The sequence below is a fragment of the Novosphingobium sp. genome, assembly GCF_031424035.1.
In the GTDB taxonomy this organism is placed as follows: Bacteria; Pseudomonadota; Alphaproteobacteria; order Sphingomonadales; family Sphingomonadaceae; genus Novosphingobium.
In genome coordinates this window covers 59,835-81,642 of the sequence record NZ_JANPGP010000145.1, presented here as the reverse complement: position 1 = coordinate 81,642, position 21,808 = coordinate 59,835, and the positions used below count along the sequence as shown (strand labels likewise).

27 protein-coding genes are annotated in these 21,808 nt (G+C 63.7%); 9 read left to right on the top strand and 18 right to left on the bottom strand.

Annotation, left to right across the window (positions count from 1 at the left end; translation table 11 throughout):
* The 3 genes from RMO89_RS20205 to RMO89_RS20195 all read right to left on the bottom strand — a co-directional run.
* On the bottom strand, positions 1-151 hold a 151-nt coding region (locus tag RMO89_RS20205; RefSeq protein WP_310535438.1), incomplete at its 3' end, for a type II toxin-antitoxin system ParD family antitoxin.
* A gap of 44 nt (positions 152-195) precedes the next feature.
* Complete coding sequence (locus tag RMO89_RS20200; RefSeq protein ID WP_310535431.1) at positions 196-516, bottom strand: type II toxin-antitoxin system RelE/ParE family toxin; 321 nt, start codon at positions 514-516, stop codon at positions 196-198.
* Positions 513-755: a type II toxin-antitoxin system ParD family antitoxin gene (locus RMO89_RS20195; RefSeq protein ID WP_310535430.1), complete on the bottom strand. Its 243-nt coding sequence runs from the start codon at positions 753-755 to the stop codon at positions 513-515. The genes RMO89_RS20200 and RMO89_RS20195 overlap by 4 nt, the downstream gene beginning before the upstream one ends.
* Before the next feature lie 135 nt (positions 756-890).
* On the opposite strand from RMO89_RS20195, the gene RMO89_RS20190 reads away from it, so the two are divergent.
* The 4 genes from RMO89_RS20190 (at position 891) to creD (ending at position 5,856) form a co-directional block, all read left to right on the top strand.
* The gene (locus RMO89_RS20190; protein WP_310535429.1) at positions 891-1,949 is read left to right on the top strand and encodes an LLM class flavin-dependent oxidoreductase; all 1,059 of its coding nucleotides are present in this window, start codon (positions 891-893) and stop codon (positions 1,947-1,949) included.
* Positions 1,950-2,222: 273 nt separating this feature from the next.
* Positions 2,223-2,627: a BlaI/MecI/CopY family transcriptional regulator gene (locus RMO89_RS20185; RefSeq protein ID WP_310535428.1), complete on the top strand. Its 405-nt coding sequence runs from the start codon at positions 2,223-2,225 to the stop codon at positions 2,625-2,627.
* The gene (locus RMO89_RS20180; RefSeq protein WP_310535427.1) at positions 2,624-4,213 is read left to right on the top strand and encodes a M56 family metallopeptidase; all 1,590 of its coding nucleotides are present in this window, start codon (positions 2,624-2,626) and stop codon (positions 4,211-4,213) included. Before RMO89_RS20185 ends, RMO89_RS20180 begins: the two co-directional genes overlap by 4 nt.
* Positions 4,214-4,383: 170 nt before the next feature.
* Positions 4,384-5,856: a cell envelope integrity protein CreD gene (creD, locus tag RMO89_RS20175; protein WP_310535426.1), complete on the top strand. Its 1,473-nt coding sequence runs from the start codon at positions 4,384-4,386 to the stop codon at positions 5,854-5,856.
* A 165-nt stretch (positions 5,857-6,021) separates the two neighbouring features.
* Here the strand turns inward: creD and RMO89_RS20170 are convergent, their stop codons facing one another.
* The 3 genes from RMO89_RS20170 to RMO89_RS20160 form a co-directional block, all read right to left on the bottom strand.
* Positions 6,022-7,170, bottom strand: a complete 1,149-nt coding sequence (locus RMO89_RS20170) for an alpha-hydroxy acid oxidase (RefSeq protein ID WP_310535425.1) — start codon at positions 7,168-7,170, stop codon at positions 6,022-6,024.
* Positions 7,171-7,248: 78 nt separating this feature from the next.
* A complete protein-coding gene (locus RMO89_RS20165) occupies positions 7,249-7,938 on the bottom strand; it encodes a hypothetical protein (RefSeq protein ID WP_310535423.1) in 690 nt (229 codons plus the stop codon).
* Between the two features lie 34 nt (positions 7,939-7,972).
* Positions 7,973-8,875, bottom strand: coding sequence for a neutral zinc metallopeptidase (locus RMO89_RS20160; protein ID WP_310535421.1), 903 nt, complete (start codon positions 8,873-8,875; stop codon positions 7,973-7,975).
* Between the two features lie 89 nt (positions 8,876-8,964).
* Here RMO89_RS20160 and RMO89_RS20155 point away from each other — a divergent pair, with 89 nt between their 5' ends.
* Both RMO89_RS20155 and RMO89_RS20150 read left to right on the top strand, forming a co-directional pair.
* Positions 8,965-9,720, top strand: coding sequence for a 3-hydroxybutyrate dehydrogenase (locus tag RMO89_RS20155; RefSeq protein ID WP_310535419.1), 756 nt, complete (start codon positions 8,965-8,967; stop codon positions 9,718-9,720).
* 103 nt (positions 9,721-9,823) lie between these two features.
* Entirely contained in the window at positions 9,824-11,311 is a 1,488-nt protein-coding gene (locus RMO89_RS20150; protein WP_310535418.1) for a M20/M25/M40 family metallo-hydrolase, read from the top strand.
* Here the strand turns inward: RMO89_RS20150 and RMO89_RS20145 are convergent.
* From RMO89_RS20145 to RMO89_RS20135, 3 genes are read right to left on the bottom strand one after another with little or no spacing between them, the layout of a single operon-like run.
* Complete coding sequence (locus tag RMO89_RS20145; RefSeq protein ID WP_310535417.1) at positions 11,304-12,185, bottom strand: alpha/beta hydrolase; 882 nt, start codon at positions 12,183-12,185, stop codon at positions 11,304-11,306. The genes RMO89_RS20150 and RMO89_RS20145 overlap by 8 nt on opposite strands.
* Positions 12,182-13,066: a pirin family protein gene (locus RMO89_RS20140; RefSeq protein ID WP_310535416.1), complete on the bottom strand. Its 885-nt coding sequence runs from the start codon at positions 13,064-13,066 to the stop codon at positions 12,182-12,184. The genes RMO89_RS20145 and RMO89_RS20140 overlap by 4 nt, the downstream gene beginning before the upstream one ends.
* Complete coding sequence (locus tag RMO89_RS20135; RefSeq protein ID WP_310535415.1) at positions 13,063-13,344, bottom strand: BolA family protein; 282 nt, start codon at positions 13,342-13,344, stop codon at positions 13,063-13,065. The genes RMO89_RS20140 and RMO89_RS20135 overlap by 4 nt, the downstream gene beginning before the upstream one ends.
* A 61-nt stretch (positions 13,345-13,405) precedes the next feature.
* Here RMO89_RS20135 and RMO89_RS20130 point away from each other — a divergent pair, with 61 nt between their 5' ends.
* Complete coding sequence (locus tag RMO89_RS20130; RefSeq protein ID WP_310535413.1) at positions 13,406-13,903, top strand: hypothetical protein; 498 nt, start codon at positions 13,406-13,408, stop codon at positions 13,901-13,903.
* Positions 13,900-14,478, top strand: coding sequence for a J domain-containing protein (locus tag RMO89_RS20125; RefSeq protein WP_310535412.1), 579 nt, complete (start codon positions 13,900-13,902; stop codon positions 14,476-14,478). The genes RMO89_RS20130 and RMO89_RS20125 overlap by 4 nt, the downstream gene beginning before the upstream one ends.
* Position 14,479: 1 nt before the next feature.
* On the opposite strand, the gene RMO89_RS20120 is transcribed toward RMO89_RS20125, so the two are convergent.
* The 9 genes from RMO89_RS20120 to RMO89_RS20080 all read right to left on the bottom strand — a co-directional run bounded on the left by RMO89_RS20120 (position 14,480) and on the right by RMO89_RS20080 (position 20,039).
* Positions 14,480-14,920 (bottom strand): SRPBCC domain-containing protein, encoded by a 441-nt coding sequence (locus tag RMO89_RS20120; protein ID WP_310535411.1) that lies wholly within the window; start codon positions 14,918-14,920, stop codon positions 14,480-14,482.
* Positions 14,921-14,939: 19 nt separating this feature from the next.
* On the bottom strand, positions 14,940-15,593 hold the full coding sequence (locus RMO89_RS20115; protein WP_310535409.1) for a glutathione S-transferase family protein: 654 nt from the start codon (positions 15,591-15,593) through the stop codon (positions 14,940-14,942).
* Positions 15,593-16,261, bottom strand: coding sequence for a dihydrofolate reductase family protein (locus RMO89_RS20110; RefSeq protein WP_310535408.1), 669 nt, complete (start codon positions 16,259-16,261; stop codon positions 15,593-15,595). The genes RMO89_RS20115 and RMO89_RS20110 overlap by 1 nt, the downstream gene beginning before the upstream one ends.
* Entirely contained in the window at positions 16,261-16,740 is a 480-nt protein-coding gene (locus RMO89_RS20105; RefSeq protein WP_310535407.1) for a VOC family protein, read from the bottom strand. Before RMO89_RS20105 ends, RMO89_RS20110 begins: the two co-directional genes overlap by 1 nt.
* Positions 16,737-17,363 carry a glutathione S-transferase family protein gene (locus tag RMO89_RS20100; RefSeq protein WP_310535406.1) on the bottom strand — a complete coding sequence of 209 codons (627 nt, stop codon included), beginning with the start codon at positions 17,361-17,363 and terminating at the stop codon, positions 16,737-16,739. Before RMO89_RS20100 ends, RMO89_RS20105 begins: the two co-directional genes overlap by 4 nt.
* Before the next feature lie 81 nt (positions 17,364-17,444).
* On the bottom strand, positions 17,445-18,230 hold the full coding sequence (locus RMO89_RS20095; protein WP_310535405.1) for a VOC family protein: 786 nt from the start codon (positions 18,228-18,230) through the stop codon (positions 17,445-17,447).
* Positions 18,231-18,242: 12 nt separating this feature from the next.
* Entirely contained in the window at positions 18,243-18,947 is a 705-nt protein-coding gene (locus RMO89_RS20090; RefSeq protein ID WP_310535404.1) for a DUF1428 domain-containing protein, read from the bottom strand.
* Positions 18,948-18,969: 22 nt separating this feature from the next.
* Positions 18,970-19,386: a VOC family protein gene (locus RMO89_RS20085; RefSeq protein ID WP_310535403.1), complete on the bottom strand. Its 417-nt coding sequence runs from the start codon at positions 19,384-19,386 to the stop codon at positions 18,970-18,972.
* Positions 19,383-20,039 carry a TetR/AcrR family transcriptional regulator gene (locus RMO89_RS20080; RefSeq protein ID WP_310535402.1) on the bottom strand — a complete coding sequence of 219 codons (657 nt, stop codon included), beginning with the start codon at positions 20,037-20,039 and terminating at the stop codon, positions 19,383-19,385. Before RMO89_RS20080 ends, RMO89_RS20085 begins: the two co-directional genes overlap by 4 nt.
* Positions 20,040-20,119: 80 nt before the next feature.
* Between RMO89_RS20080 and RMO89_RS20075 the strand changes: the two genes are divergently transcribed.
* The gene (locus RMO89_RS20075; RefSeq protein WP_310535401.1) at positions 20,120-21,793 is read left to right on the top strand and encodes a diguanylate cyclase; all 1,674 of its coding nucleotides are present in this window, start codon (positions 20,120-20,122) and stop codon (positions 21,791-21,793) included.
* The last annotated feature ends 15 nt before the right edge of the window (positions 21,794-21,808 follow it).

The following is a 21,808-nucleotide window of genomic DNA, read 5'->3' as shown; positions in this document are numbered from 1 at the left end:
GTTTCGATTTGAACGCCGCGCGCTCTTCATGCAGCCGTAGCGCGTCACGGATCACCTCGCTGGTCGAGCCATATTCGCCCGAAGATACCTTGCTACGGGCATAATCGGCGAAGTGATCTCCGAGGGTGATCGAGGTGTTCTTGGCGGCCATTCGGCGACAATACCAATTTTAGGTATTGGCTGCAAGCGCACCCCTCACTCCTCATCCCGCCAAGTCTCCACCTTCAAATGCATCCCCGGATCGCGCTGGACGTGGATCACGTTCAGCACTTCCACGAAGTCCTTGGTGGCGAGGTAGTAAATGTGGTGCATCCCGCTGCGCTTGCGGCGTAGGCCGGGATAGACCTGTTCGTGAACAGGATATCTCATGGCCGAGGCTCTCAGTGCTTTGATGTCAGCCACCAGCGTCGCAACATAGCGCTTGGCTTGTTGGTCTCCCCAGGTTTGCCGAGTGTAGGCGTCGGCCTCGTTCAGATCGGCCAGCGCGTCGAGACTGTAGATCAGCTTCCGCTTCATTCGGTTGGGAACTTTTCCTCGAACCAGGCGTCGATATCGAACTCTACAGCAGGCCCGCTATCCAGTGATTTCTGAATGATGGTCCGCAACGCGACAATCCGCGTATCCTCGTGCATGAACTGCCGCATCGCCTCGCGCACAACCTCGCTGGTCGAGCCGAATTCGCCGCTTTCCACTTTGCGGCGGGCGAAATCGGTGAAGGGGGCTCCGAGGGCGATGGATGTGTTCTTGCTGGCCATGCGTCATCAATTACCAAATATTGGTAACTCCAGCAAGCCTCGGTAATATTCCCTTGCTATTGAAACGCATCAGGTGACATTATTGCCTACGAAAACACCGGCGAACGCGATTCGCCGTGCTGAGAGGACTGCACAATGCGCGTTGGTATGCACCTGGGCTATCAGAACCTTGACGGCACCCCCGATCATGAATTCTTCCTGCGCGAAACCAGGCTGGCGGTTGAAGCCGAGGCGATGGGGTTCGATTTCGTCGGTCCGGTTGAGCACCACTTTACCGACTATGCCGCCTGCCCTGATCCGTTCGGCATGCTGTCCTATGTCGCGGCGAAGACATCGCGTTTTCAGCTGATCACCGGCGCGGTGATCCTGCCGTGGAACAACCCGCTGCGGGTGGTCGAGCAGGCGCTGCAACTGGATGCGCTGAGCGAGGGTCGCATGATCCTGGGCATGGGGCGCGGCGCGGCGCGGCGGGAGTTTCGCTCGTTCGGTGTCGAGCTCGCCGACAGCCGCGAGATGTTCGATGAGGCCGCCGTGATCATCATGGAGGGGCTGGAAACTGGCATTGTCGAGGCCGATACCAAGTGGTTCAAGATCCCCCGCACGGAGGTTCGCCCGCGCCCGATGAAAAGCTGGCAGGGCCGCGTGGTGCAGGTCACCATGTCGCCCAGCTCGGTCGAGGTTTCGGCCCGGCTCGGCACCCAGGCGCTGCGTTTCAGCCAGGGCGACTGGCGCAATGCCATCCCCGAAATCAATTCCTACCGCGCCAAGTTCGAGGAAATCCACCACCGCAAGCCGCCCCCGTTCATCATCTCGGACTTCGTGCTGACTCACACCGACAAGGCCGAGGTTGGCCGGCGCACGGACACCTATTTCTCGAAGATGTTCGAGACCGTGGCCAACCATTACGAATTCATGTCCGACCATTTCAAGGCGCTGCCCAGCTATTCCACCTACGCCTATATGGGCCGCGCAGCCGAGGCGGCGGGCGGGCCGCACAAGGCCTATACCGACTATGTCGGCGGCAACATGATCGGCACGCCCGAGGAAATCATCGCCCACCACCAGATGCGCAAGGAGATGGTGGGCGATTATGAAATGCTGGCGAACTTCAGCTACGGCGGCCTGCCTTACGAGATGGTCTATGAGCAGCTGAAGCTGTTTGCCGACAAGATCCTGCCGCATATCAAGGGCTAAAGGACCAAGGGGCGGCTTTCTGCCCTCGCGAGACAAACTACGTCATCCTGAACTCGTTTCAGGATCCATTTTGCCCCGCGACCGGGGCTCTGTTTTGCGAGCAGTTCCTCCCGGTTTCGCTTTCTCTCGCCTGCTCCGAATTTGCGGCACGATGGATCCTGAAACGAGTTCAGGATGACGGTGCAAATCGGCGTACCCCGTTCATCTCCGTTCATCTGGCCTTCATGTTTACAACCGTAATCGATTACGGGTGTAGTCACGAGGGAGAGTCGAGTGTCATCCGAAGAACCGGATACCGATGGTCCAGATACGGGTGAGCGCATTACCGAAGCCGAACACGCGGTGATGGAAGCGCTCTGGCTGCGAAGCCCACTGACCGCCACGGAAGTTTCCGACATGGTCGGCCGCGCGCGGGGCTGGAGCCTGGCCACGGTCAAGACGCTGCTTTCACGCCTCGTCGCCAAGCAGGCGATTGCCACCGAGCCGCAGGGCCGCCGGTTCCTCTATTCGCCGATGATCGCCCGCAGCGATTACGTTGGGGGAGAAAGCAAGCGGTTGGTCGATCGCCTGTTTGGCGGGCGCGCCGCGCCGCTATTTGCTCATCTGGCAGAATCCGAAGCCCTCACCGACAAAGACCTCGCCGAGATCGAAGCCCTTTTGAAGGAGCTGCGCAAATGACCGGTTTTTTCTTTGATACGCTGCTTTTCACCGCCGTGCTGATCGCGCTGGTGTTGGTCCTGCGCCGGCCCGTCGCGCGGCTGTTCGGCCCGCAGGCGGCCTATGCGCTGTGGGCGCTGCCGCTGCTGCGCCTGCTCCTGCCGCCGATCGAATTGCCTGCGAGCATGGCCCCGGTGCCCGAAAGCGCCCCGCCTGCCGAAGCGCTCATCGTCTACGCCGCCGAAGTGCCGATTCCCGCCGCAGAGGCCCCGATCGACTGGGCCTCCATCGCCATTGCTGTCTGGGCGGCAGGCGCGGTGCTGTTCCTGGTATGGCGCACGGTCACCTATTTGCGCATGCGCCGCGACCTGCTCGAAGGTGCGGTCGCCGTGGGTGAGGCCGGGCCGGTTCGGCTGGTCGAATGCCCCACGGTCAGCGCGCCGGTCGCCTTTGGCGTGCGGGACAAGGTGATCGCGCTGCCTATGGGCTTCATGGCCTGGCATGACCGCCGCGCGCGGGATCTGGCACTGGCGCATGAGCTTGCCCACCATCACGGGCATGACCTGCTGATCAACATGCTCGCCCAGCCGGTCATCGCGCTGCACTGGTTCAATCCGGTCGCTTGGGCTGGCTGGCGCGCGATGCGCCGCGATCAGGAAGCCGCCTGCGATGCCCGCGTGCTGGCGGGGCAGGGCGGCGAAGTCCGCGCCGACTATAGCCGCCTTATCGCGGGCCTTGCCGGCGGCCCCCGATTGGCGCTCGCCGCACCGATGGCCTGCCCGATCCTTGGGGAAAAATCGATCATCCACCGTTTGAGGAGCCTGTCCATGCCTGAACCCACCAAGACCCGCCGCCGCCTGGGCCGCGGCCTGCTGATCGGCGCCGCGCTGGCGCTGCCGCTGACCGCGACCATCGGCTATGCCGCGCCTGATATGCCGGCCCCGCCTGCCGCTCCCGAAGCGCCGAGTGCGCCTGATGCGCCCAAGGTCGAACGCAAGGTCCACCGTGTGGTGATTGTCGAGAAACACGGCGATGGAAAACACGGCGATGCCAGTCTCAAGACCCGCGTGATCGAGCGGAACGGCAAGACCATCATTATCAAGACCGACAAGGACCTGACCGAGGCCGAAGTCGAAGCCAAGATCGCGCGTGTCGAGGCTGACATGCTCGCCATGCCGCCCGAATCCCCGGCCCCACCCGCTGCGCCGGGCGAGCCGCGCACGGTCCGCAAGGTCATCGTGATGTCGGGCGACGGCGAGCATATGGTTCACGGCCCGGGCGATGAAGGCCCGCAGGTCCGCACCATGCGAATCCACAAGGACGGAGCCGAGGCACGTGCTTTCGCGATGTCTGGTGTCGGTGCCCCCTGCAAGGATGGCAAGCCGGTCAGCTCCGTCACGTCGGAATCCGGCAAGGAAGGGCAGAAGCACATCTACATGGTGCGCGTCTGCGGGGATGGCGATCCGGCGATGGCATCGGTCCATGCGCTCGGCGGCCTGAAATCTGCCCGCGCCCGGATTGCCGGCAACGGCGAGATGTCGGCCGAGATCAAGGCCAAGGTCCTTGAGGAACTCGACCGCGAGATCGCCCGGCTGTCGAAGCTGTAACCCGGATTCTCCGCAAAGGCGGGGACCTCAGGAGGTTGAGCGCCTATCCGGCGCCGCGCCATGAGGCCTGAGGTCCCCGCCTGCGCTGGGGCTCGGGTGCTTGAACAATCCACTTCCCAAGCCAACCACTTGCGCTAAGCTGCTGGCAAATCGACGGGAAGGGGAACACCATGTCAGCCACCGAACGCCGCGAACGGTCGCCCGCTATCAAGCTCCTGTTCGTCGGGCTGGTCGCTTTTGTCCTGATCGTGCCCCTGATGATGGTCTATGCACTGGTCTATGACCGGCAGAGCCAGGCGCAGACGGCGCAGGCCTCGATCAACGAGGGCTGGGGCGGACATCAGGTGATTTCCGGGCCGATCATCGTCGTCCCCTTCCGCACCACCCAGACGCAGAACGAGACGGTCGATGGCCGCTCGGTCAGCAAGGTCGTCGAGGTGGAAAAGCTGTTTTACATTTCGCCGGTGTCCAACGCGGTTTCGACGCGGATCGATCCGCAGGAACGGCGCAAGTCGATCTACCGTTCGGTGCTTTACACGGCGCAGGTCAAGGGCGCGGCGAAGTTTGCGCTGCCCGCCGATCTGGAGCGCTTCGGCGTCACCCGCGACCGTCTGATGTGGGACCGCGCCGAACTGCGCATGGGCGCCAGCGACGCGCGCGGGCTGACCACGGGCGGTAAGCTGATCGCCGGCGGCACCGCGCTCAATGTCCAGCCGGGCAAGGGGCCAGCGGCATCGGGCGGGCAGGGCTTCTTCGCCTTCCTCGACTGGAAGGGCGAGGGCGAGCTGGCAGTCGATTACGAGTTTGGCTTGCGCGGCGCGCGGGGCATCAGCCTGGTTCCGCGCGGCGGCACGACGACCTGGGACGTGAATTCGGCCTGGGCCAGCCCGAACTTCAACGGCGCGTTCCTGCCGGAAAAGCCCCAGGTTTCGGGCAAGGGCTTCACCGCGAAATATGTCGTCGACAAGTTGGCGCTGGGCCAGCCGCCGGTGGGGATGTCTGATTACGGCGCACCCTACATTCCCGACGAGGTCGGGGCGCAGGTGAGCATGGTCAAGGCAGAGGCCTATGCTCCTGCCGATGGCGCTTCGAGCGCAGGCAACGTTTCGGCAGGCGGCGCATCTGAAGTCGTCGAAGGCCAGAGTTTCTCGGTCAACGTCAACTTGATCGAGCCGGTGAACCTCTATTCCAAGGTCGAACGGTCAGTGAAGTACGGCTTCCTGTTCATCGGCTTCACTTTCCTTGCTTTCCTGCTGTTCGACATCGTCGGCGGCGCGCGGGTGGCGGCGGCGGAATACCTGCTGACCGGTGCGGGGCTGGTGCTGTTCTTCGTGCTGCTGCTCGCCTTTTCCGAAGTGATCGGCTTCACCTGGGCCTATCTGCTGGCCAGTGGTGCAGTGATCGGCCTGCTATCTAGCTACAGCGCCGCCGTGCTGAAGAGCTGGAAACGCGGCCGGTTCATCGCCGCGCTGCTGCTGGGGCTCTATGCGCTGCTGTTCGTGCTGCTCAACCTTGAGGCATGGTCGCTGGTGATCGGCTCGGTGCTGCTCTTCGCGGCGCTTGCCGGGGTGATGTACGCCACGCGCGGCGTTGACTGGGGCGCCGTGCGACACCGTGAGGTGGAGGAAGTTGCCGGAGCTTGATGCGCCATAGTTCCTCTCCGAATTTGCGCAGCACATTTGGGGAGGTGGCAGGCGCGCAGCGACTGACGGAGGGGTGATTGCGCGCGCGAATTGCCCCTCCACCATCCGCTTTGCGGACGGTCCCCCTCCCCATTTGCGCTACGCGAAAATGGAGAGGATCCGGAATTACCGCCAGCGCAGCTTGTCCGGCGTCAGTTGATCCAGCCGCGAGACACCCATCAGCCGCATCCCGCGTTCAATCTCGTCCTTGAGCAGGCCGACAGCACGGTCCACCCCCGCCTCGCCGGCTGCCGCCAATGCATAGAGGTATAGCCGCCCGCCCGAAGCTGCCGTGGCTCCGGCCGCCAGCGCTTTCAGCACATGCGTGCCGCGTCGCACGCCGCCGTCGCAGATAATCTCGATCTGCCCGCCGACCGCGTCGACAATCTCGGGCAAATGGTCAAAGCTCGAACGGCTGCCGTCCAATTGCCGACCGCCGTGGTTCGACACCATGATTGCATCCGCGCCGATATCGACCGCGCGGCGGGCATCTTCGGCGCTCATCACGCCCTTGAGACAGAAAGTCCCGCCCCAGTCCTGCCGCAGCTTGGCCGCCGTGTCCCAGGTCATCGTGGGGTCGAGCATTTCGGTGAAGTATTCCTGGATCGACACGGCCTTGCCAGTGCCTTGGCGGACGTGGTCGTCGAGCTGGGGCAGGCGGAACTTCTCGCGGAAGACGTAGTCCATCGCCCAGCGCGGGCGGGTGGCATAGGAAACGAGCGCGCTTGGCGTGAAGGTCGGCGGCGATTTGAAGCCCGAGCGCAGGCAGCGTTCGCGCTTGCCCGAAACGATGGTGTCCACGGTCAGCGCGATGCAATCGAACTTTGCCGCCTGGCAGCGCTCGATCATCGAGGCGTTCAGGCCTTGGTCCTTGTGGTAGTAGAACTGGAACATCTTCGGGCTGGAAACCAGAGCCGCGATCTCTTCGATGGAGACCGTGCCGAGGCTCGAAATACCGAACCACAGCCCGTATTTCTGCGCCACGCGGGCGACGGCGCGCTCACCCTGCCAGTGGAAGATGCGCTGCAGCGCGGTGGGGGAGAGGACCAGCGGCAGTTCACTGCGGCGACCCATGATCGTAAGCGACGTGTCGATCTCGTTCGCACCGGCAAGCACATTGGGCACAAGGTCCACGCTGTCGAACGCGGCAGTGTTGCGCTCCTTCGTGCGTTCATCGTCGGCGGCGCCATCGATGTAGTCGAACACCGGCCAAGGCAACCGGCGGCGGGCGAGTTCGCGGAAATCGGCGATGTTGTGGCAGTGCTTCAGGCGCATGATAGCGCTTTACCGTGCCTCAGGGCCAAATAACAGCCCCCAAGCAATCAAATTCGCGCAGATATTGCCTAAGTTCGATCAGCGCCGGCGCGTGCGGCTCGTCTTCTTGCGGATTGCCTTGGCTTTGGGCTTGGCCTCCTGCGCGGCAACTGTGGCAGCCTGCGCCTTGTCCTTGTCCTTCGGATCGGCAGCGGAAATCGCCGCGAGTTTGCTGGCGACGATCTGTGCCGACGCGGGCCGCGCCGGATAGGGGCAGCCGCGCTGCATGCCGACGCCCTTGAGGAACGCGCGCCGCGCCATGCCGGCGCGGATCGCCAGTTGCAGCTTGCGGTCCTGCGAATTGGCACCTGAAACTTCACGGATCAGCCCGCGAAACGGGATCAGCGCGCCGACCGCCGACTGCGCGACCTTACCTGCGCTGGTGCCGCCTTCGGGGTCGGTGATGTCGATATCCTCACCCAGAATCGCGTCGAGGTTGTTGACCGCCCCTGACAGCTGCGAACAGCGGGTGAGGCCGGCCATGTCATAGGGCCGATCCTGCGCCGCCAGCAGCAGCGCCGGTATTTCGCCCTTCCTCAGGTTGAGGTCAGAGAGCGGCGTTGTCGCAACATCGGCGGCGCTGACATCGCTTTCGGTCACCGGCTTTTCGGGTTCACGCGCCTTGGCATCCTTGTCCGACTTTGCCGCAGGAGTCTCAGCTGGCTTCTGCGCCATGGCCGGGCTCGCCGTGAGCAGCCCCGCGATCACGATTGTCGAAAGGATGCGCAAGCTGCTTCTCCATGTGTTGAACCCTGTTGCGGGCCTAACGCTTCAGATCGGCAAAAGTGTCGCAACTATCTTCATTGCCCGACTCGAGGCCCTTCTTGAGCCATGTCATCCGCTGGGCACTTGATCCGTGGGTGAAGGATTCTTCCACCGGACGGCGGCCGGATTTGGCGATCAGGGTGTCATCGCCGATCGATTTAGCGGCATTCAGACCGCTTTCCATGTCGCCCGGCTCCATCTTGTCGGCGTTCTTTGCGGCCCAGACCCCGGCATAGCAATCGGCCTGCAGTTCAAGCCGCACCGAAAGCTGGTTGGCGGAACGCGGATTGCGTTCCTGCAACTGGCGAACCTGATTTGACGTGCCCAGCTCATTCTGGATGTGGTGGCCATATTCGTGCGCGATCACGTAAAGCCGCGCAAACTGGCCGCTGGCGCCGAGTTCGGTCTCCATCTGCTTGTAGAAGTCGGTGTCGATGTAGATGCCCTCATCCGTGGGGCAATAGAACGGCCCCATCGCGCTCTGCGCCGCGCCGCAGCCGGACTGGCCCGACTGGGAATAGAAGTGCAGCACCGGACGGTCGAACTTGATATTGGCCTGCTGGAACAGCGGTTCCCACGTGCGGTTGAGCATCTGAAGCGCCTGGCAGCTTTCCAGACTGGCCTTGTCGACCTTGCAGCTTTCGCCGGCGGTTTCCCCGGCAGCCACGCGCGGCTGTTCCTGCCCCGGTAAGGCCCCGCCTGCATCACCCATGCCGCCCATCATCTGGCCGATGTCGGCCTTGAACACGAAGGCCGCGATCAGCAGGATCAGGATCGTGCCGCAGCCCATCTTGCCGCCGCCAAGCGAAAAACCGCCGCCGCCGAGCCCCGGAAATCCGCCGCCCTGTCCGCGCTGATCGTCCACGTTGACTTGATTGGGATCCAGATCGTCAAGCCGCATGCCTATTCTCCTGTTCTTGCTGGACAGGAGCGACCCTGAGCAGCAATGCCTTCGCTTCTGTCTGTCGCAACAATTCCCCGGAGTCGATAATGTTTCTGCAAGGCAAGCGCGCACTGATCACCGGATCCACCTCAGGCATCGGCCTCGCCGTCGCCCGCGCGCTGAAGGCCGAAGGGGCGGACGTGGTGCTGTGCGGGCTGGGGGAACCGGACGCGATTGCCGCGCTGTGCGAGGAACTGGGCGCGGTCCATGTGGCGGGTGATCTCTCGCGCCGCGACGGCGTGGAAGCGGTGATGGCCGGGGCGGGGCAGATCGACATCCTCGTCAACAACGCGGGGATGCAGCACGTTGCCCTGATCGAGGATTTCCCGGTCGACAAGTGGGACAAGATCATCGCGCTCAACCTGACCGCCGCTTTCGATACCAGCCGGCTGGCCGTGCCGCACATGAAGGCAGCGGGCTGGGGCCGCATCATCCAGGTGGCCAGCGCCCATTCACTCACCGCATCGCCTTACAAGTCGGCCTATGTTGCGGCCAAGCACGGCCTTGCCGGGCTGACCAAGACGCTGGCGCTGGAACTTGCCACGCACAACATCACCGCCAATTGCATCAGCCCGGGCTACGTCTGGACGCCGCTGGTCGAAAACCAGATCCCTGACACCATGCAGGCGCGCGGCATGACCCGTGAACAGGTGATCAACGATGTGATGCTGGTGCGCCAGCCGACGCGTAAGTTCGTTCAGCCGGCGGACATCGGCGCGATGGCAGTTTTCCTCTGCCGCGACGAGGCTAACAACATGAATGGGGCCAACATTTCCATGGACGGTGGCTGGACAGCTGAATGACAGGAAGGCCAAGCGGAGGACACCGTTACCTGACTGCCACAAAAGCGAAATTTCGCTTTGGCCCGCTTGTGGAAGCGGCCCGCAAGCCGCATATCTTGCGTCGATGAAACGACGCCTGCGCACGATGAACCGATTGGCGCTGATTTGCGCGGCGGTTTTCTGTGTGCTCGGATCGGCGGCATCGGGTGCCCCGCGCGACAAGTCGCTGGAAGCGGCGCTGCGGGCGCATATCACAACCTTGGCCAGCGATGATTATGGCGGCCGTGAACCCGGCACCGATGGCGAGGAGAAGACCCTGCGCTACATCGGGCGCAAGTGGTTCGAAATGGGCCTGCAATCGGGCACCAACGATCCAGGTCACGAATGGTTCAAACCGGTGACTCTGGTGGCGCGCGAACCTGCTGGATCGACCGGTGTTTTCATGCGCAAGGGCAAGGCGCTGGCCTTCCGGCAGTCCGATGTGCTGATGTTGACCTCGGGCCAGCGCTCGCTGCTGACCAATGCGCCGCTGCTGTTCGTGGGCAAGGGACAGGCGGACTATTCGCGCACTGAACTTGCAGGACGTGTCGCCATTCTGCTTTCAGGGGCGGAGGCGGATGGCAAGCGGCAGGACGCCTTGCTGAAAGCCGGGGCTGGCGCGGTGATGACCGTGCTCGATGGCGAACGCACGATCGCCGAGGTGTCGGCGCGGCGCAAACGGTCGGGCTATGCGCTGGCGACCGAGCGGCTGGGCGGCGACCTTGAAGGGTTCATCACTGACGAGGCGTTTGAGGCGCTGCTATCGCCCGTGGGTCAATCGCTAGCTGCTTTGGAGATGGAGGCTGCCGCCCCCGGCTTCGTCCCGCGCGTGCTGGACCTGACCGCCACGCTTGAAGCGACCACGCGCGAAACCCGGATCAAGACTCACAACCTGATCGGCAAGATTCCCGGCCGCAAGCCCGATGCCGGCGCCGTGCTGTTCCTTGCCCACTGGGACCACTTCGGCCAGTGCGCGGAACCGCCGGCGGAGCGGCTGATCTGCAACGGCGCGATCGACAATGCCAGCGGAGTGGCCGCGCTGATCGAGATTGCCGCCCGACTGGCTAAAAGCCCACCGCAGGATCGCGACATCTATTTCCTCGCCACTACCGGCGAAGAACTGGGCTTGCTGGGCGCGCAGGCCTTTGCCGAAAATCCGCCAATCCCGCTGAAGAGCTTTGTTGCTGCGTTCAACCTCGATTCCATCGCCATCGCCCCGGCCAACACGCCGCTGGCAACCGTCGGGCACGGCATGACCAAGCTTGACCCGCTGATCGCGCAGGTGGCCCGCCAAGAAAAGCGCAAGCTGTTGGGGGACACCGCAGCGAACACCTACGTCAAGCGGCAGGACGGCTGGGCGCTGCTGCAGCATGATGTGCCGGCGGTGATGGTAACCAGCGCCTATGGCGATCTGGCGCGCATGGAAAAGTTCTTCGAGACGGATTACCACCGGCCCACAGACCTCGCCTCGCCCAAGATCGAGCTGGGCGGCGCGGCGCAGGACGTGCTGTTTCATGTCGCGCTCGGCAAGTTCTTTGCCGATACGCGCAAGGTGCCCGTCCTCGTTAAGTAGAGGCGAGGAACGCGTCGATCGCGGTGTTGACTGCCGCCGGGTCTTCCCATGGCACGAAATGGCCGCAGCCATGAACCGGGGCGAGGGTCAGGTTCGTCACCACCTCGTCCATGCCGTCCAGATTGCAGGCGGGCAGCGCCAGATCGTCCATCGCCCAGATCACCAGTGTCGGGATTGTCAGCGGCGGCAGCGGCGGTTCGCGCCAGTCATCGGGCAGGGCGAAGGGTTCGTCCATCGTCGGCACCTCGATAGGCGATGCGCGGTACCAGTTGAGCATGGCGAAGGCAGCATCGCGGTCCTGCCAGTCAGAGAATTGGGCGTCGCGTACGTCTGGCTCGGGCCGCGCGCCTTCCCATTTCACCGCCTTCATCAGCAGGCCGGCAAGGCCATGTTCGCGCACCAGCGCATCGTTGGCGGGATCGCGGAATTCGCGGATGTACTGGCTCGCGGCGCGCTGTTCGGCATTGGTATATTGCAGTTTCTGGAACAACGCGGGGTGCGGGGCATTGGCGATGATCGCCCGTTCCACGCGGGTGCCTTGGCCAAGGATCGCCACGCCCCAGGCAATCGCGCCGCCCCAATCGTGGCCAAGGATCGTGAACTTGCCGATGCCGAGCGCATCGGCGAGGTCAAACACGTCGCGGATCAGCTTGTCGGGCGTGTAGCTGGCCACATCCTGCGGCTTTGACGATCCGCGATAGCCGCGCTGGTCGGGGGCAATGCAGCGATAACGGCCAGACAGGTGCGCGATCTGGTGCCGCCAGGTGCGATGGCTCTCGGGGAAGCCATGGAGGAAGATCAGGGCGGGGGCGTCAGCCGGGCCAGTATCGATCACATCGAGTTCGATGCCCGAGGCAAGGGTCACACGCTTCATTCGGCGCTCCTCGTCAGCGGGCGTTCGGGGATGGGGATCCATTCCACTTCGTCGCCCGGCACCTTGGGAAAGCGGCCTTCGGTCCAGTCGGCCTTGGCCTGTTCGATGCGGTCGCGGCGCGAGGAGACGAAGTTCCACCAGACATGGCGTCGGGTGGCAAAGGCCTCGCCTCCCAGCAGCATCACGCGGCCGCCCTTATCCGAGGTCAGCGCCATTGCTTCGCCCGGAGCCAGCACGGCGAGCGTGTAGAGCGGCAAGTCCATCCCGCCGATCCGCGCTTCGCCGCCAACCAGCATGACCGCGCGCTCGTCCGCTTGCGGGTCGATCGGGATCGAGCCGCCGGGCGCGAGCAGGATCTCGGCGTAGATCGTCTCGGCATGGCAGGTGGTCGGCGCAGTTGCGCCCCAGAGGCTGCCCATGATCACGCGGGCGGTTGCGCAGGTGTCCTCGATCAGCGGCAGGTCCTGCCGCGATTCAAAGGCGGGATCGATCTCCTCCTGCCCGTCAGGCAGGGCGAGCCATGTCTGCATACCGTACAGCTTCGGCCCGGTCGCGCGATCTTCCGCCGGCGACCGCTCCGAATGGACGATGCCGCGTCCAGCGGTCATCAGATTGACCTGCCCGGGACGGATCGTGGCGAAAGAGCCAATCGAATCGCGGTGTTCGATCGCGCCTTCAAACAGCCAGGTTACCGTGGCGAGGTTGATGTGCGGATGCGGGCGGACGTCCATCGCCTCGCCCAGCTTGAGCTGCGAGGGGCCGAACTGGTCGACGAAGATGAACGGTCCGACCATCGTGCGCCCGGGACTTGGCAGCACGCGGCGCACCTGAAACGCGCCAAGATCATGGGTAACGGGGGCGATCAGCAGTGGCTCGCTCATCTCGCATCTCCCGGCGCGCGGGCCTTCAGCGCCATGGCATGGACGCGCTGTCCGGGAATATCGCCTAGCGCGGCGTTGATCATCCGCTGGCGCTGAACGCGGTTCACGCCGGTGAAGGCGGCGCTTTCGATCTCAACTGTGAAGTGTGATTCGCCCGATCCGTCATCGCCGGAATGGCCGCTATGGCTGGCACTGTCGTTGATCACGGCAAGGTGGCTGGGGGCGAAGGCGGCGGTCAGCAGCGCTTCGATTTCGGATTGGATGAGGCCTTGGGACATTTGTCGAAATCTACGGCGCTACGGGGGTTCCGGCAAGCGCTGTGCCGACTATATGGGACCGATGCAGATCACAATTACCGATTCCGGCTCCGCGAACCGGATCGCCTATGAGCGAAGCGACGGATCGCGAGGCACCTTTGTCTTCCCGCACAAGGGCCCTTTCCCGCACGACGCCGTGCATTTTGCGCTCGAACATAGCCTCGGTCTGAAGCACGGCTTCTGGGGCTTGATCGCCAGCGGCATGGAGCCCGAGGAGGTTCAGGCCATGGCCAAGGCCGGGGGCCATGCCAGCGCCAAGCGCGCCGGAGTGCCGGACGAAGCCATTGTCGAACTGCTGCAGGCGGAACGTGTGGTCGAATGCCTTGAGGCAGAAATCTGGGCAGGACCCTCAGACGCGGCGACGTTCCGCGAAGTGGCGCGGCTGGCTTGCGAAAATTCGCACGTACCTTCGCCCGAGATCAGTGACGCGGCGCTTGATGCTGTTCGTACGCACATTGCCGTTTTGCAGGCGCAATGGCAGGCTGGAAGGATCGCTTTCGACTGGCCAGAGCCGGGATGAGCCACGATCGCTTTCACGGCCGGATCTATGGTTCCGAGCGCTCCTGCGACTGGCCGGGTTGTCCCCTATGCGGCGAATTCCGCGCACCCGGCGAGCAACCTTCGGGCTTTGATGGACCGGGCAACTATCGCTGGTTCTGTCTCGATCACGTGCGTGAATTCAATACGCGCTACGACGCCTTTGCCGGAATGAGCGCCGAAGAGATCTGGAAGGCCCAGTCGCCGATTGCGGGCTGGGAGCGCGAAACCCGCGCCTTTCGTCCGACTGCCGGGATCGATTCCGCGCCGCGCTGGGCGGACTTTGCCGACCCGCTCGAGGCGATCACCGGCCGGGCGCGGGCGCGCAAACCGGCGCAGCGCAAGGATGGCCGCGCGGTGACGGGCGAAGAGCGGGAGGCGCTGGGCACTTTGGGGCTGGCGCTCGATGCCGACCGGCGCGACCTCCGCAGCCGCTATTCGGAACTTGTGCGGCAGTATCACCCGGATCGCAACGGCGGTGACCGCAGCTTCGAGGCGCGTTTGCAGCGCGTGGTCGAGGCGTACCAGTTGCTGCGGCGGTCGAGCGTTTTCGCCTAGGTTACTGGCCGACGCACAACGCAACCAGTTGGTCGGCGCAGGCGCCCCATCCGTCTTCGAAACCCATTTCGGCGTGGCGTTTTGCGTCGTCCTCGGTCCAGTGGCGGGCAACGGCGGTGTAGCGGGTGCCGTTGCCTTCGGGCGCAATGGTCCAGACGCCGATCATGAAGGGGCCAGCCGGTTGCAGATCGTCGACGATGGCATCGGTGAAGGCGAAACGCTTGCCTTCATCCCATGCGAGGACCGTGCCGGGGTGAGGGTGGACCTCACCATCGGGGCCGTACATCGTGCAGTTCGACACGCCACCCGCGCGCTTTTCCAGCCCGTGAAATTCAGCGCGCCAAGGCTTGGGGCACCGCCATTCGTCGATGCGATTGGTCATCACGTCCCAGACCCTTGCCGGCGGGGCGGCGATGAAGCGGGTGATCGACAATTCGGTCATGGCTGGTTCCTGTGGCAGTTCAGTCGCGGTCAGGCGCGCCGAGGGGGAAGTTCGGTCGGAAAGGCCGCGCCGCCTCGATGCAGCGCGACACTTCGGGCATGGCGTTGAGACGGGCGCGCCATGCCTTGAGCCGGGGGTAGGTGTCGGTGATCTGCTCGACCCAGTCTGCGTAGAACAGGCTGGGTGCGGCGGCGCATTCGATCAGCGTAAGGTGATCGGCGGGCTGGTCGTAATGCGCGAGCCAGCCTTCGAGCCAGGCGTAGGAGCGGTGCAGGCGGCGGCGCACATCGGCCATGACATCGGCGTCAGGCTCGGGCTTGAACAGATGTTCCGAAACGGCGCGCTGCATTACGTTCATCACGTGGTTGTCGAACACCCGGTCAAGCATCCGCACACCCAGTGCGGCATGCGGATCAGCGGGGATCAGGCGGCGCGTGCCGGGGAAAGTGAGGTCGAGGTATTCCACGACGCAGCTGGCCTCGAAGATCACGTTTTCGTCATCGACCAGCACCGGAAACTGGCCCTGCGGCCCGGCGGAATTGACCACCTTCCAGTTCTCGCAAGTAGCCGGATCGCCCAGTTCCTTGAGCTCATAATCCAGCCCCAGCGCATGGAGCGCGATCTGCGCCTTCCACGTGTAGGACGAGAACGGGTGGCCATAGAGTTTCAGCATCACCAAGTTCCTTCCATCATCCGCCGCTGCCGCTCGGCCTCTGCCGCGCTGGTGCTGGGCGGCGGAAAATCACCGTCTGCCGGGATCGCGCCGCCGGGTTCGTAAGTGGCGATCACGGTTCCTTTGGTAGTGACCTTGTGGCCCACCATCTTGAGCGCGCCTGCCGGAGTACCTTCGCCAAACAGACGCTTTCCCTTGCCCAGCGTGATCGGGTAAATGATCAGCGACAGGCGGTCGATCAATCCGGCGGCGAGCAGGGCGGGGTAGATCGTGCTGGACCCCTGAATGACGAGGTCCGGGCCGTCGGTGGCCTTGAGCCGGCCGACATCCTCGATGCCAGACAGGCGGTGACTGTTCGCCCAGTCGAGCGTTTGATCACCGCGCGTAAGCACGTGCTTTCCGGTGGCAGTGAAGGCTTCACCCATCGGCTTTTCCTCGCCTTTGACGAAGGGCCAATAGGACGCGAAGATGTCGTAAGTCCGCCGGCCCAGCAGCAGATCGTATTCACCCGCAAACCACGATCCGACCGTCTCGAACACATCCTCGTCGCCCATGCGGAACACCCAGCCACCTTGGTCAAAGCCGCCAGTCGGGTCTTCGTTTGGTCCGCCCGGACCCTGGATCACCCCGTCGAGCGAGATGAAGGCGCCGCCAGTGATCCGGCGCATCAGGCGGCTGCCACGGCAGCTGCGATCGCCGCCCCGTCAATCTTGTTCATGGTCATCATTGCAGCAAAGGCGCGGCTGGCCGTTTCGCCGCCCTTGGCCATCGCGTCAGTCAGGACGCGCGGAGTGATCTGCCACGAAATCCCCCACTTGTCCTTGCACCAGCCACAATTGCTTTCCTGTCCGCCATTGCCGACGATGGCATTCCAGTAGCGGTCTGTTTCTTCCTGATCGTCAGTGGCGACCTGAAACGAGAACGCCTCGCTGTGCTTGAAAATCGGTCCGCCGTTAAGGCCGATGCATTTGATGCCGAGCACGGTGAATTCGACCGTCAGTTCATCGCCCGCCTTGCCGCCGGGATAGTCGCCCGGGGCACGGTGCACGGCATCGAGCGAGCTGTCGGGGAAGGTATCGGCATAGAAGGCCGCAGCCTCGCTCGCGTCGCCTTCGTACCACAGGCACAGGGTTACCTTTCCGGTCATTTGCGCATCTCCTCGATCAGGGCGTTGTCGATGCCCTTGGCGGCCTTGTAGTGCGGGCGGGCCTGAATCCGTTCGGCATAGGCGACAAGTTCTGGCTCGGGTGAGATCGAACCAAATGTCAGCCCCCAATCGACCTGGCTGCCGACATAGACATCGGCCATGGTGAAGCGGTTGCCGCAGACGAAATCGCGGCCTGCAAAGTGGTCGCGCAGGGTGCCCAGCGTGCGGTCGAAACTGCCGAAGCCGACCATGCCTTCACGCTCTTTGGGCACGTCCCAGCCCATCGACTTGCCGACGATCGCCTGTTCGACCGGACCGGCGGCGAAGAACATCCAGCGCAGGTAATCGGCCAGTTCCGCATCGGATGGCAGCAGTTCCGCCTCGGGGTTGGCTTCGGCCAGATAGGCGCAGATCGCGGCGCATTCGGTGATTACCCGGTCGCCGGTTTCGGAGTGGTGAATCACGGTCGGTACCTTGCCCATCGGGTTGGCGGCCATCAGCGCAGCAGGCTTGTTCGCCCAGTCGACGATCACCTGTTCATATTCGACGCCAGCCTCGTGCAGCGCCCAGCGGCCGATCTGGCCGCGGCTCATGGGATGAGTGAAAAAGGTATAGGCGGCCATCGATCCGACTCCCGAAATTGTGAACAAACAAGGAACGTGAACTGTGCAGGACGCCCGGTCAAGCGGCCGCGGAATTGGGGCTCATTTGCCGCCGACGAGGCTGAACATTACGCCTTGCGGGTCGATGCCTTGAATGATCCAATCATCGCCCGGCACCTGCATCGGGCCGTTGATGACCTGCCCGCCGTGCGCCTCGACGATGGCCTTTGTGGCTTCGATCGATGCCACGCGGAAGTAATGGTTCCACCCGGCGTCGGGGATCTGCGGCATCTTCTTCATGATCGCGCCGATCGGCACGCCGTCATGTTCAACAAAGTGGTATTTGCCGAAGGACCCCATGTCCATCGGCTCGGGCGTGTGCCAGCCAAACAGGCCCGTATAAAATTCCAGCGCCTTGATGTCGTCGCCGGCCATCAGTTCGTTCCAGCTGCACCGGCCAAGCGTTTCGAAGCGCGCAAAGGCCGTGCTCTCGCCGCCACCCGGGGGCGGGGTGGGGGTCATGATATAGAACGGCGCGCCGCAGCAGTCCGCCACCATCGCCATGCGCCCCGCCGTTGGCACGTCATGCGCGGGCATCAGCACCTTGCCGCCGGCATATTCGACCGCGACCAGCGCCGCATCGACATCATCGACACCGATATAGCCCATCCAGCGGGGCCGCGCGCCGTGCTCAAGCATCTCGCCAGTCAGCGTCAGGACGCCGCCGGTCATGCCGCCGTCGGGGTTGGCGATGAAGCCATAGCCGCCCATTTCCGGCGTGCCCGGCGTCAGCGTCCAGCCGACCACGGCTTCATAGAACGCCTTGGCGCCGGCGGCATCGGGCGTCATCAGTTCGTACCAGATCCAGCTTCCCTGCAATGTGCCCATGGCGATTTCCTTTCAGGCTTTAAGGTCAAGGACCGCTTCGAACCCGGCATAGATCATGCGTTGCGGGTCGAACGGCATGTCTTCGGGCATGGTCATTTCGGCTTCCATCGCCTCTCCGGCTGCCTTCGCCGCCTCATGCGAGGGCCAGGTCATCCACGAGAAAACGACGTGCTCGCCGAGTTCGGCCTTGACCGCGCGGTACATGTCGGTCTGCTTGCCGTGCGGTACGTCTTCACCCCAGGTTTCGACGACGCTGTGCGCGCCGTGCCGGGCGAACATGTCCCAGGCATCCTCGGCCAGCTTGCGATAGTCTTCCTTGCGGCCCTCGGGCACCGGGATGAGGAAACCCTGAAAGTACGGTCCGTCCTCTCCGTGCCTGACGAGCTCCTCAAAGCCGCCGAAGATCATCCGTTTGCCATCGAACGGCATCGGCATAGCCATCATTTCGGCATCGGATTCCATGGCCTTGTGGGTCGCGTCGCGGGTCTGCTTGTCGGGCCATTCGATCCAGGAAAAGGCAATGTCCTCTCCGTCCTCGGCAGCCACGGCTTGCAGAAAGTCGGTGGTCTTGCCGGGCCGGATATCGAGCCCTATCGTCTCGACGACGCGGGTAGCGCCCATCTCGATGAGCTTCTGATCGAAAAGTTTGGCATGCTCGATGAATTCCGCTCGCCGCGCGTGCGGCACCGGGATGACGAATCCGTCGTAATAAGGCATCGCAATTCTCCCGTTTCTATTGTCAGTCCTGTTCCGGATGCGGCACGGCGGCCGGGTCCATCCACACCACTTCCCAGACATGATCGTCGGGATCGGTGAAGCTGCGGCCGTACATGAAGCCATGATCCTGTGACGGATTGACGTCAGCCGCGCCGCCGGCAGTCTTCGCCGTTTCGGTCAGGCGGTCCACACCTTCGCGGCTGTCGCAGGACAGGCAGTTCATCACTTCGGACGAACCGGCGGGCGGCAGCGGGCGGTCGGTGAAAGTTGCCCAGCGCGGCAGGGTGACGAGCATGACGACAATGGCCTCGCTCAGCTGCATCGCCGCCGCTGTTTCATCAGTGAAATGCGGTTCATTGCGGAACCCGATGGCGGTGTAGAATTCCATCGATCGTTTCAGGTCAGTCACCGGCAGGTTGATGAAAATCATCTGCGTCATTGGATCGTCTCCTTCGTATCTTCCTTGAACAACATGGCGAAGTAACGCCGCAGATGGCCCAGTTGTTCGCGGGCAAGCTCTGCGGCCTCTGCCGGTTCCTGGGTCTTGGCGAGCACAAAGCTGCCCTGAATCACTGCCTGCACGTGGCGCGCGAGACTGGCGGCGCTGGTCCCGGTGACGCCGCGCTGAGCCATGGCGAGGGCAATGTCGTCCTCAAGCGCGGCGCAATTGCCCATGATGCTCGCCTCGCAGGCCACGCGGATCGCGGCGGAGGAGCGGAAGGCTTCCTGCACCATGGTGCCGGCCACACAGGAGAATCCCTCTACCGGCCCGCCGATCAGCGCCACGCGGAAATCGATGTAGCCAAGCACCCGGTCCACCGGGTCGGCGTGGTGATGATAGGGCGCTGCAGCGAAAAAGCCCGAGGTGCTGGCTGACCAGTATTCCGCCGAGGCAACGCCCAGCGCTTCCTTGGTCGGGAAATGGTGGAAGAAGGCACCCTTGGTCACCCCGGCCTCTCGGCATAGCTCATCGACGCTGGTCGCCGCATAGCCATTCGTCCGCACCAGCTTCACCGCCGCTTCCAGCAGCTTGTCGCGCGCCGTGACGGGGGTGGGACGGAAGGGGCGATTCGGGATCATCGACGTTGACATACCAACCGGTTGGTATGTCCGTCAACATACGGCAATTAAGCACTTGTTGGGAGTCTTTGCCTACAAATGTACATATGACCGTGAGGAGGCTCGTTTCTGCGCTTCTGCTGCTCGCCGGATTGCTGGTTGGTAGCGTGCCGGCACTTGCCCACACGATCGAGCCCAGCGTTTGCCTTGCCAAGATCCCTGCCGGCCAGACCGCCGAAGCGATCGTCGCCCAGCCTTCGCGGATGGACTGTGGCCGCGATCAGAAGGCTCAGGGCTCCGGTGACTTCGTTGCCCGGCTCGATTTCCCTGCCGTCCAGCCGACCGCCGATGCGCCGATGGTGCTGCGCCTGCCCTCGCTGTGGCAGGACGAGGTCCGGGTCCATTTCCTTTACGCTGACGGCAGCGAGGCGATCGGCAGCTTTTCCTCAAAGGACGCCGCCCACCATCTAACGATCGGCGCGGTTTTCGAGGTGCCGGTGCCAAGTCGCGGTGCGGCGCTGACTTCGGTGCTGCTGGAAATTCGCGGCGCCACCAACCTGCGCGGCGTCGTGCTGGGGCCGCGGCTGGTCGATATGCATCAGTCCTATTTCAACAAGCTGCTGCTGGTGACGATCTACGCCGGGTTCGCCGGGCTGGCGCTGGCGCTACTGGCGTACAACCTGTCGCTGTGGGTCGCGCTGCGCAGCCGGTTCCTGCTCGACTATTGCCTGATGGTGATCGCTTTGGCGCTCTACACCGTGTCGTCGTCGGGAATGTTGACGATCCTCGACATCGGGCTGGAGAATAACGACCGGCTCCGCGTAAATTATGTCATGCTGGCGTTGACCGGCATCACGGCGGTGCGCTTCATCCGCAACTTCTTCGGCCGCGAAATCTATTCGCAGCGCCTGATCCTGGCGACGAAGGCGGTCGGCTGGACCACGTTCCTCACGGCCATTGCCATCGCGATGCTGTCGCCGTGGGAAATGCGTCTGCTCGACAAGGCCTATTTCGTGATGATGTCGCTGATGCTGGTATCGGGCGTGCCGCTGATCGTGCTCGCGGTGGTCCGCAAGGCGCCCTATGCCAAGCTGTTCGTGCTGGCATGGGCGGCACCGATGATCATTTCATCGCTGCGCGCGGCCTATGGCTTTGGGCTGGTCCGCTATTCGATCCTGCTCGACAACAGCAGCCTGATCGCCTTGTCGATCGAGGCGCTGCTCAGTTCGATCATCGTTACCTCGCGCCTGCGCCAGATCACCAGCGAACGCGACGTTGCCTTGCTGGGCGAGCAGGCCGCGCGAATGCTGGCGGCGACTGACTCGTTGACCGGCCTGCTTAACCGCCGCGCCTTCTTGGATCAGGCGATCGGACGCCGCGTCCAGCAGCGCCTGCTGCTGATCGACATTGACCATTTCAAATCGGTCAACGACCGTCTGGGCCACCAGCAAGGCGACAGCGTGCTCGCCACGATTGCCAGCGCCATCGATAGGGTCCGCCCGGCGCGCAGCCTTGCCGTGCGGCTGGGCGGGGAAGAGTTCGCCGTGCTTCTGCCGCGGGCGCAGGCGGACAAGTGCATGCCCGATGCCATCCTTGATGCCGTGCGCTCCGCCGCCATGCCGCAGGGCATCCGCGTGACCGTGTCGATCGGTTTTTCCGAAGGCATGATCGGCTCGGAAGAGGACTGGAAGCGGCTTTACAGGCTGGCCGATGCCGCGCTGTACCGCGCCAAGGCCGACGGCCGCGACCGTGCCTGCCGCGCCACCGACTTCCGCGACGCCGCCTGAACTTCAGCCGTTAAA

Bases quoted from the DNA above. Each gene is read 5' to 3' on its own strand.
- RMO89_RS20200 (WP_310535431.1), bottom strand. From the start codon at position 516: ATGAAGCGGAAGCTGATCTACAGTCTCGACGCGCTGGCCGATCTGAAC.
- RMO89_RS20195 (WP_310535430.1), bottom strand. From the start codon at position 755: ATGGCCAGCAAGAACACATCCATCGCCCTCGGAGCCCCCTTCACCGAT.
- RMO89_RS20190 (WP_310535429.1), top strand. From the start codon at position 891: ATGCGCGTTGGTATGCACCTGGGCTATCAGAACCTTGACGGCACCCCC.
- RMO89_RS20180 (WP_310535427.1), top strand. From the start codon at position 2,624: ATGACCGGTTTTTTCTTTGATACGCTGCTTTTCACCGCCGTGCTGATC.
- creD (WP_310535426.1), top strand. From the start codon at position 4,384: ATGTCAGCCACCGAACGCCGCGAACGGTCGCCCGCTATCAAGCTCCTG.
- RMO89_RS20170 (WP_310535425.1), bottom strand. From the start codon at position 7,170: ATGCGCCTGAAGCACTGCCACAACATCGCCGATTTCCGCGAACTCGCC.
- RMO89_RS20160 (WP_310535421.1), bottom strand. From the start codon at position 8,875: ATGCGGCTTGACGATCTGGATCCCAATCAAGTCAACGTGGACGATCAG.
- RMO89_RS20155 (WP_310535419.1), top strand. From the start codon at position 8,965: ATGTTTCTGCAAGGCAAGCGCGCACTGATCACCGGATCCACCTCAGGC.
- RMO89_RS20150 (WP_310535418.1), top strand. From the start codon at position 9,824: ATGAAACGACGCCTGCGCACGATGAACCGATTGGCGCTGATTTGCGCG.
- RMO89_RS20145 (WP_310535417.1), bottom strand. From the start codon at position 12,185: ATGAAGCGTGTGACCCTTGCCTCGGGCATCGAACTCGATGTGATCGAT.
- RMO89_RS20140 (WP_310535416.1), bottom strand. From the start codon at position 13,066: ATGAGCGAGCCACTGCTGATCGCCCCCGTTACCCATGATCTTGGCGCG.
- RMO89_RS20135 (WP_310535415.1), bottom strand. From the start codon at position 13,344: ATGTCCCAAGGCCTCATCCAATCCGAAATCGAAGCGCTGCTGACCGCC.
- RMO89_RS20130 (WP_310535413.1), top strand. From the start codon at position 13,406: ATGCAGATCACAATTACCGATTCCGGCTCCGCGAACCGGATCGCCTAT.
- RMO89_RS20125 (WP_310535412.1), top strand. From the start codon at position 13,900: ATGAGCCACGATCGCTTTCACGGCCGGATCTATGGTTCCGAGCGCTCC.
- RMO89_RS20120 (WP_310535411.1), bottom strand. From the start codon at position 14,920: ATGACCGAATTGTCGATCACCCGCTTCATCGCCGCCCCGCCGGCAAGG.
- RMO89_RS20115 (WP_310535409.1), bottom strand. From the start codon at position 15,593: ATGCTGAAACTCTATGGCCACCCGTTCTCGTCCTACACGTGGAAGGCG.
- RMO89_RS20110 (WP_310535408.1), bottom strand. From the start codon at position 16,261: ATGCGCCGGATCACTGGCGGCGCCTTCATCTCGCTCGACGGGGTGATC.
- RMO89_RS20105 (WP_310535407.1), bottom strand. From the start codon at position 16,740: ATGACCGGAAAGGTAACCCTGTGCCTGTGGTACGAAGGCGACGCGAGC.
- RMO89_RS20100 (WP_310535406.1), bottom strand. From the start codon at position 17,363: ATGGCCGCCTATACCTTTTTCACTCATCCCATGAGCCGCGGCCAGATC.
- RMO89_RS20095 (WP_310535405.1), bottom strand. From the start codon at position 18,230: ATGGGCACATTGCAGGGAAGCTGGATCTGGTACGAACTGATGACGCCC.
- RMO89_RS20090 (WP_310535404.1), bottom strand. From the start codon at position 18,947: ATGCCTTATTACGACGGATTCGTCATCCCGGTGCCGCACGCGCGGCGA.
- RMO89_RS20085 (WP_310535403.1), bottom strand. From the start codon at position 19,386: ATGACGCAGATGATTTTCATCAACCTGCCGGTGACTGACCTGAAACGA.
- RMO89_RS20080 (WP_310535402.1), bottom strand. From the start codon at position 20,039: ATGTCAACGTCGATGATCCCGAATCGCCCCTTCCGTCCCACCCCCGTC.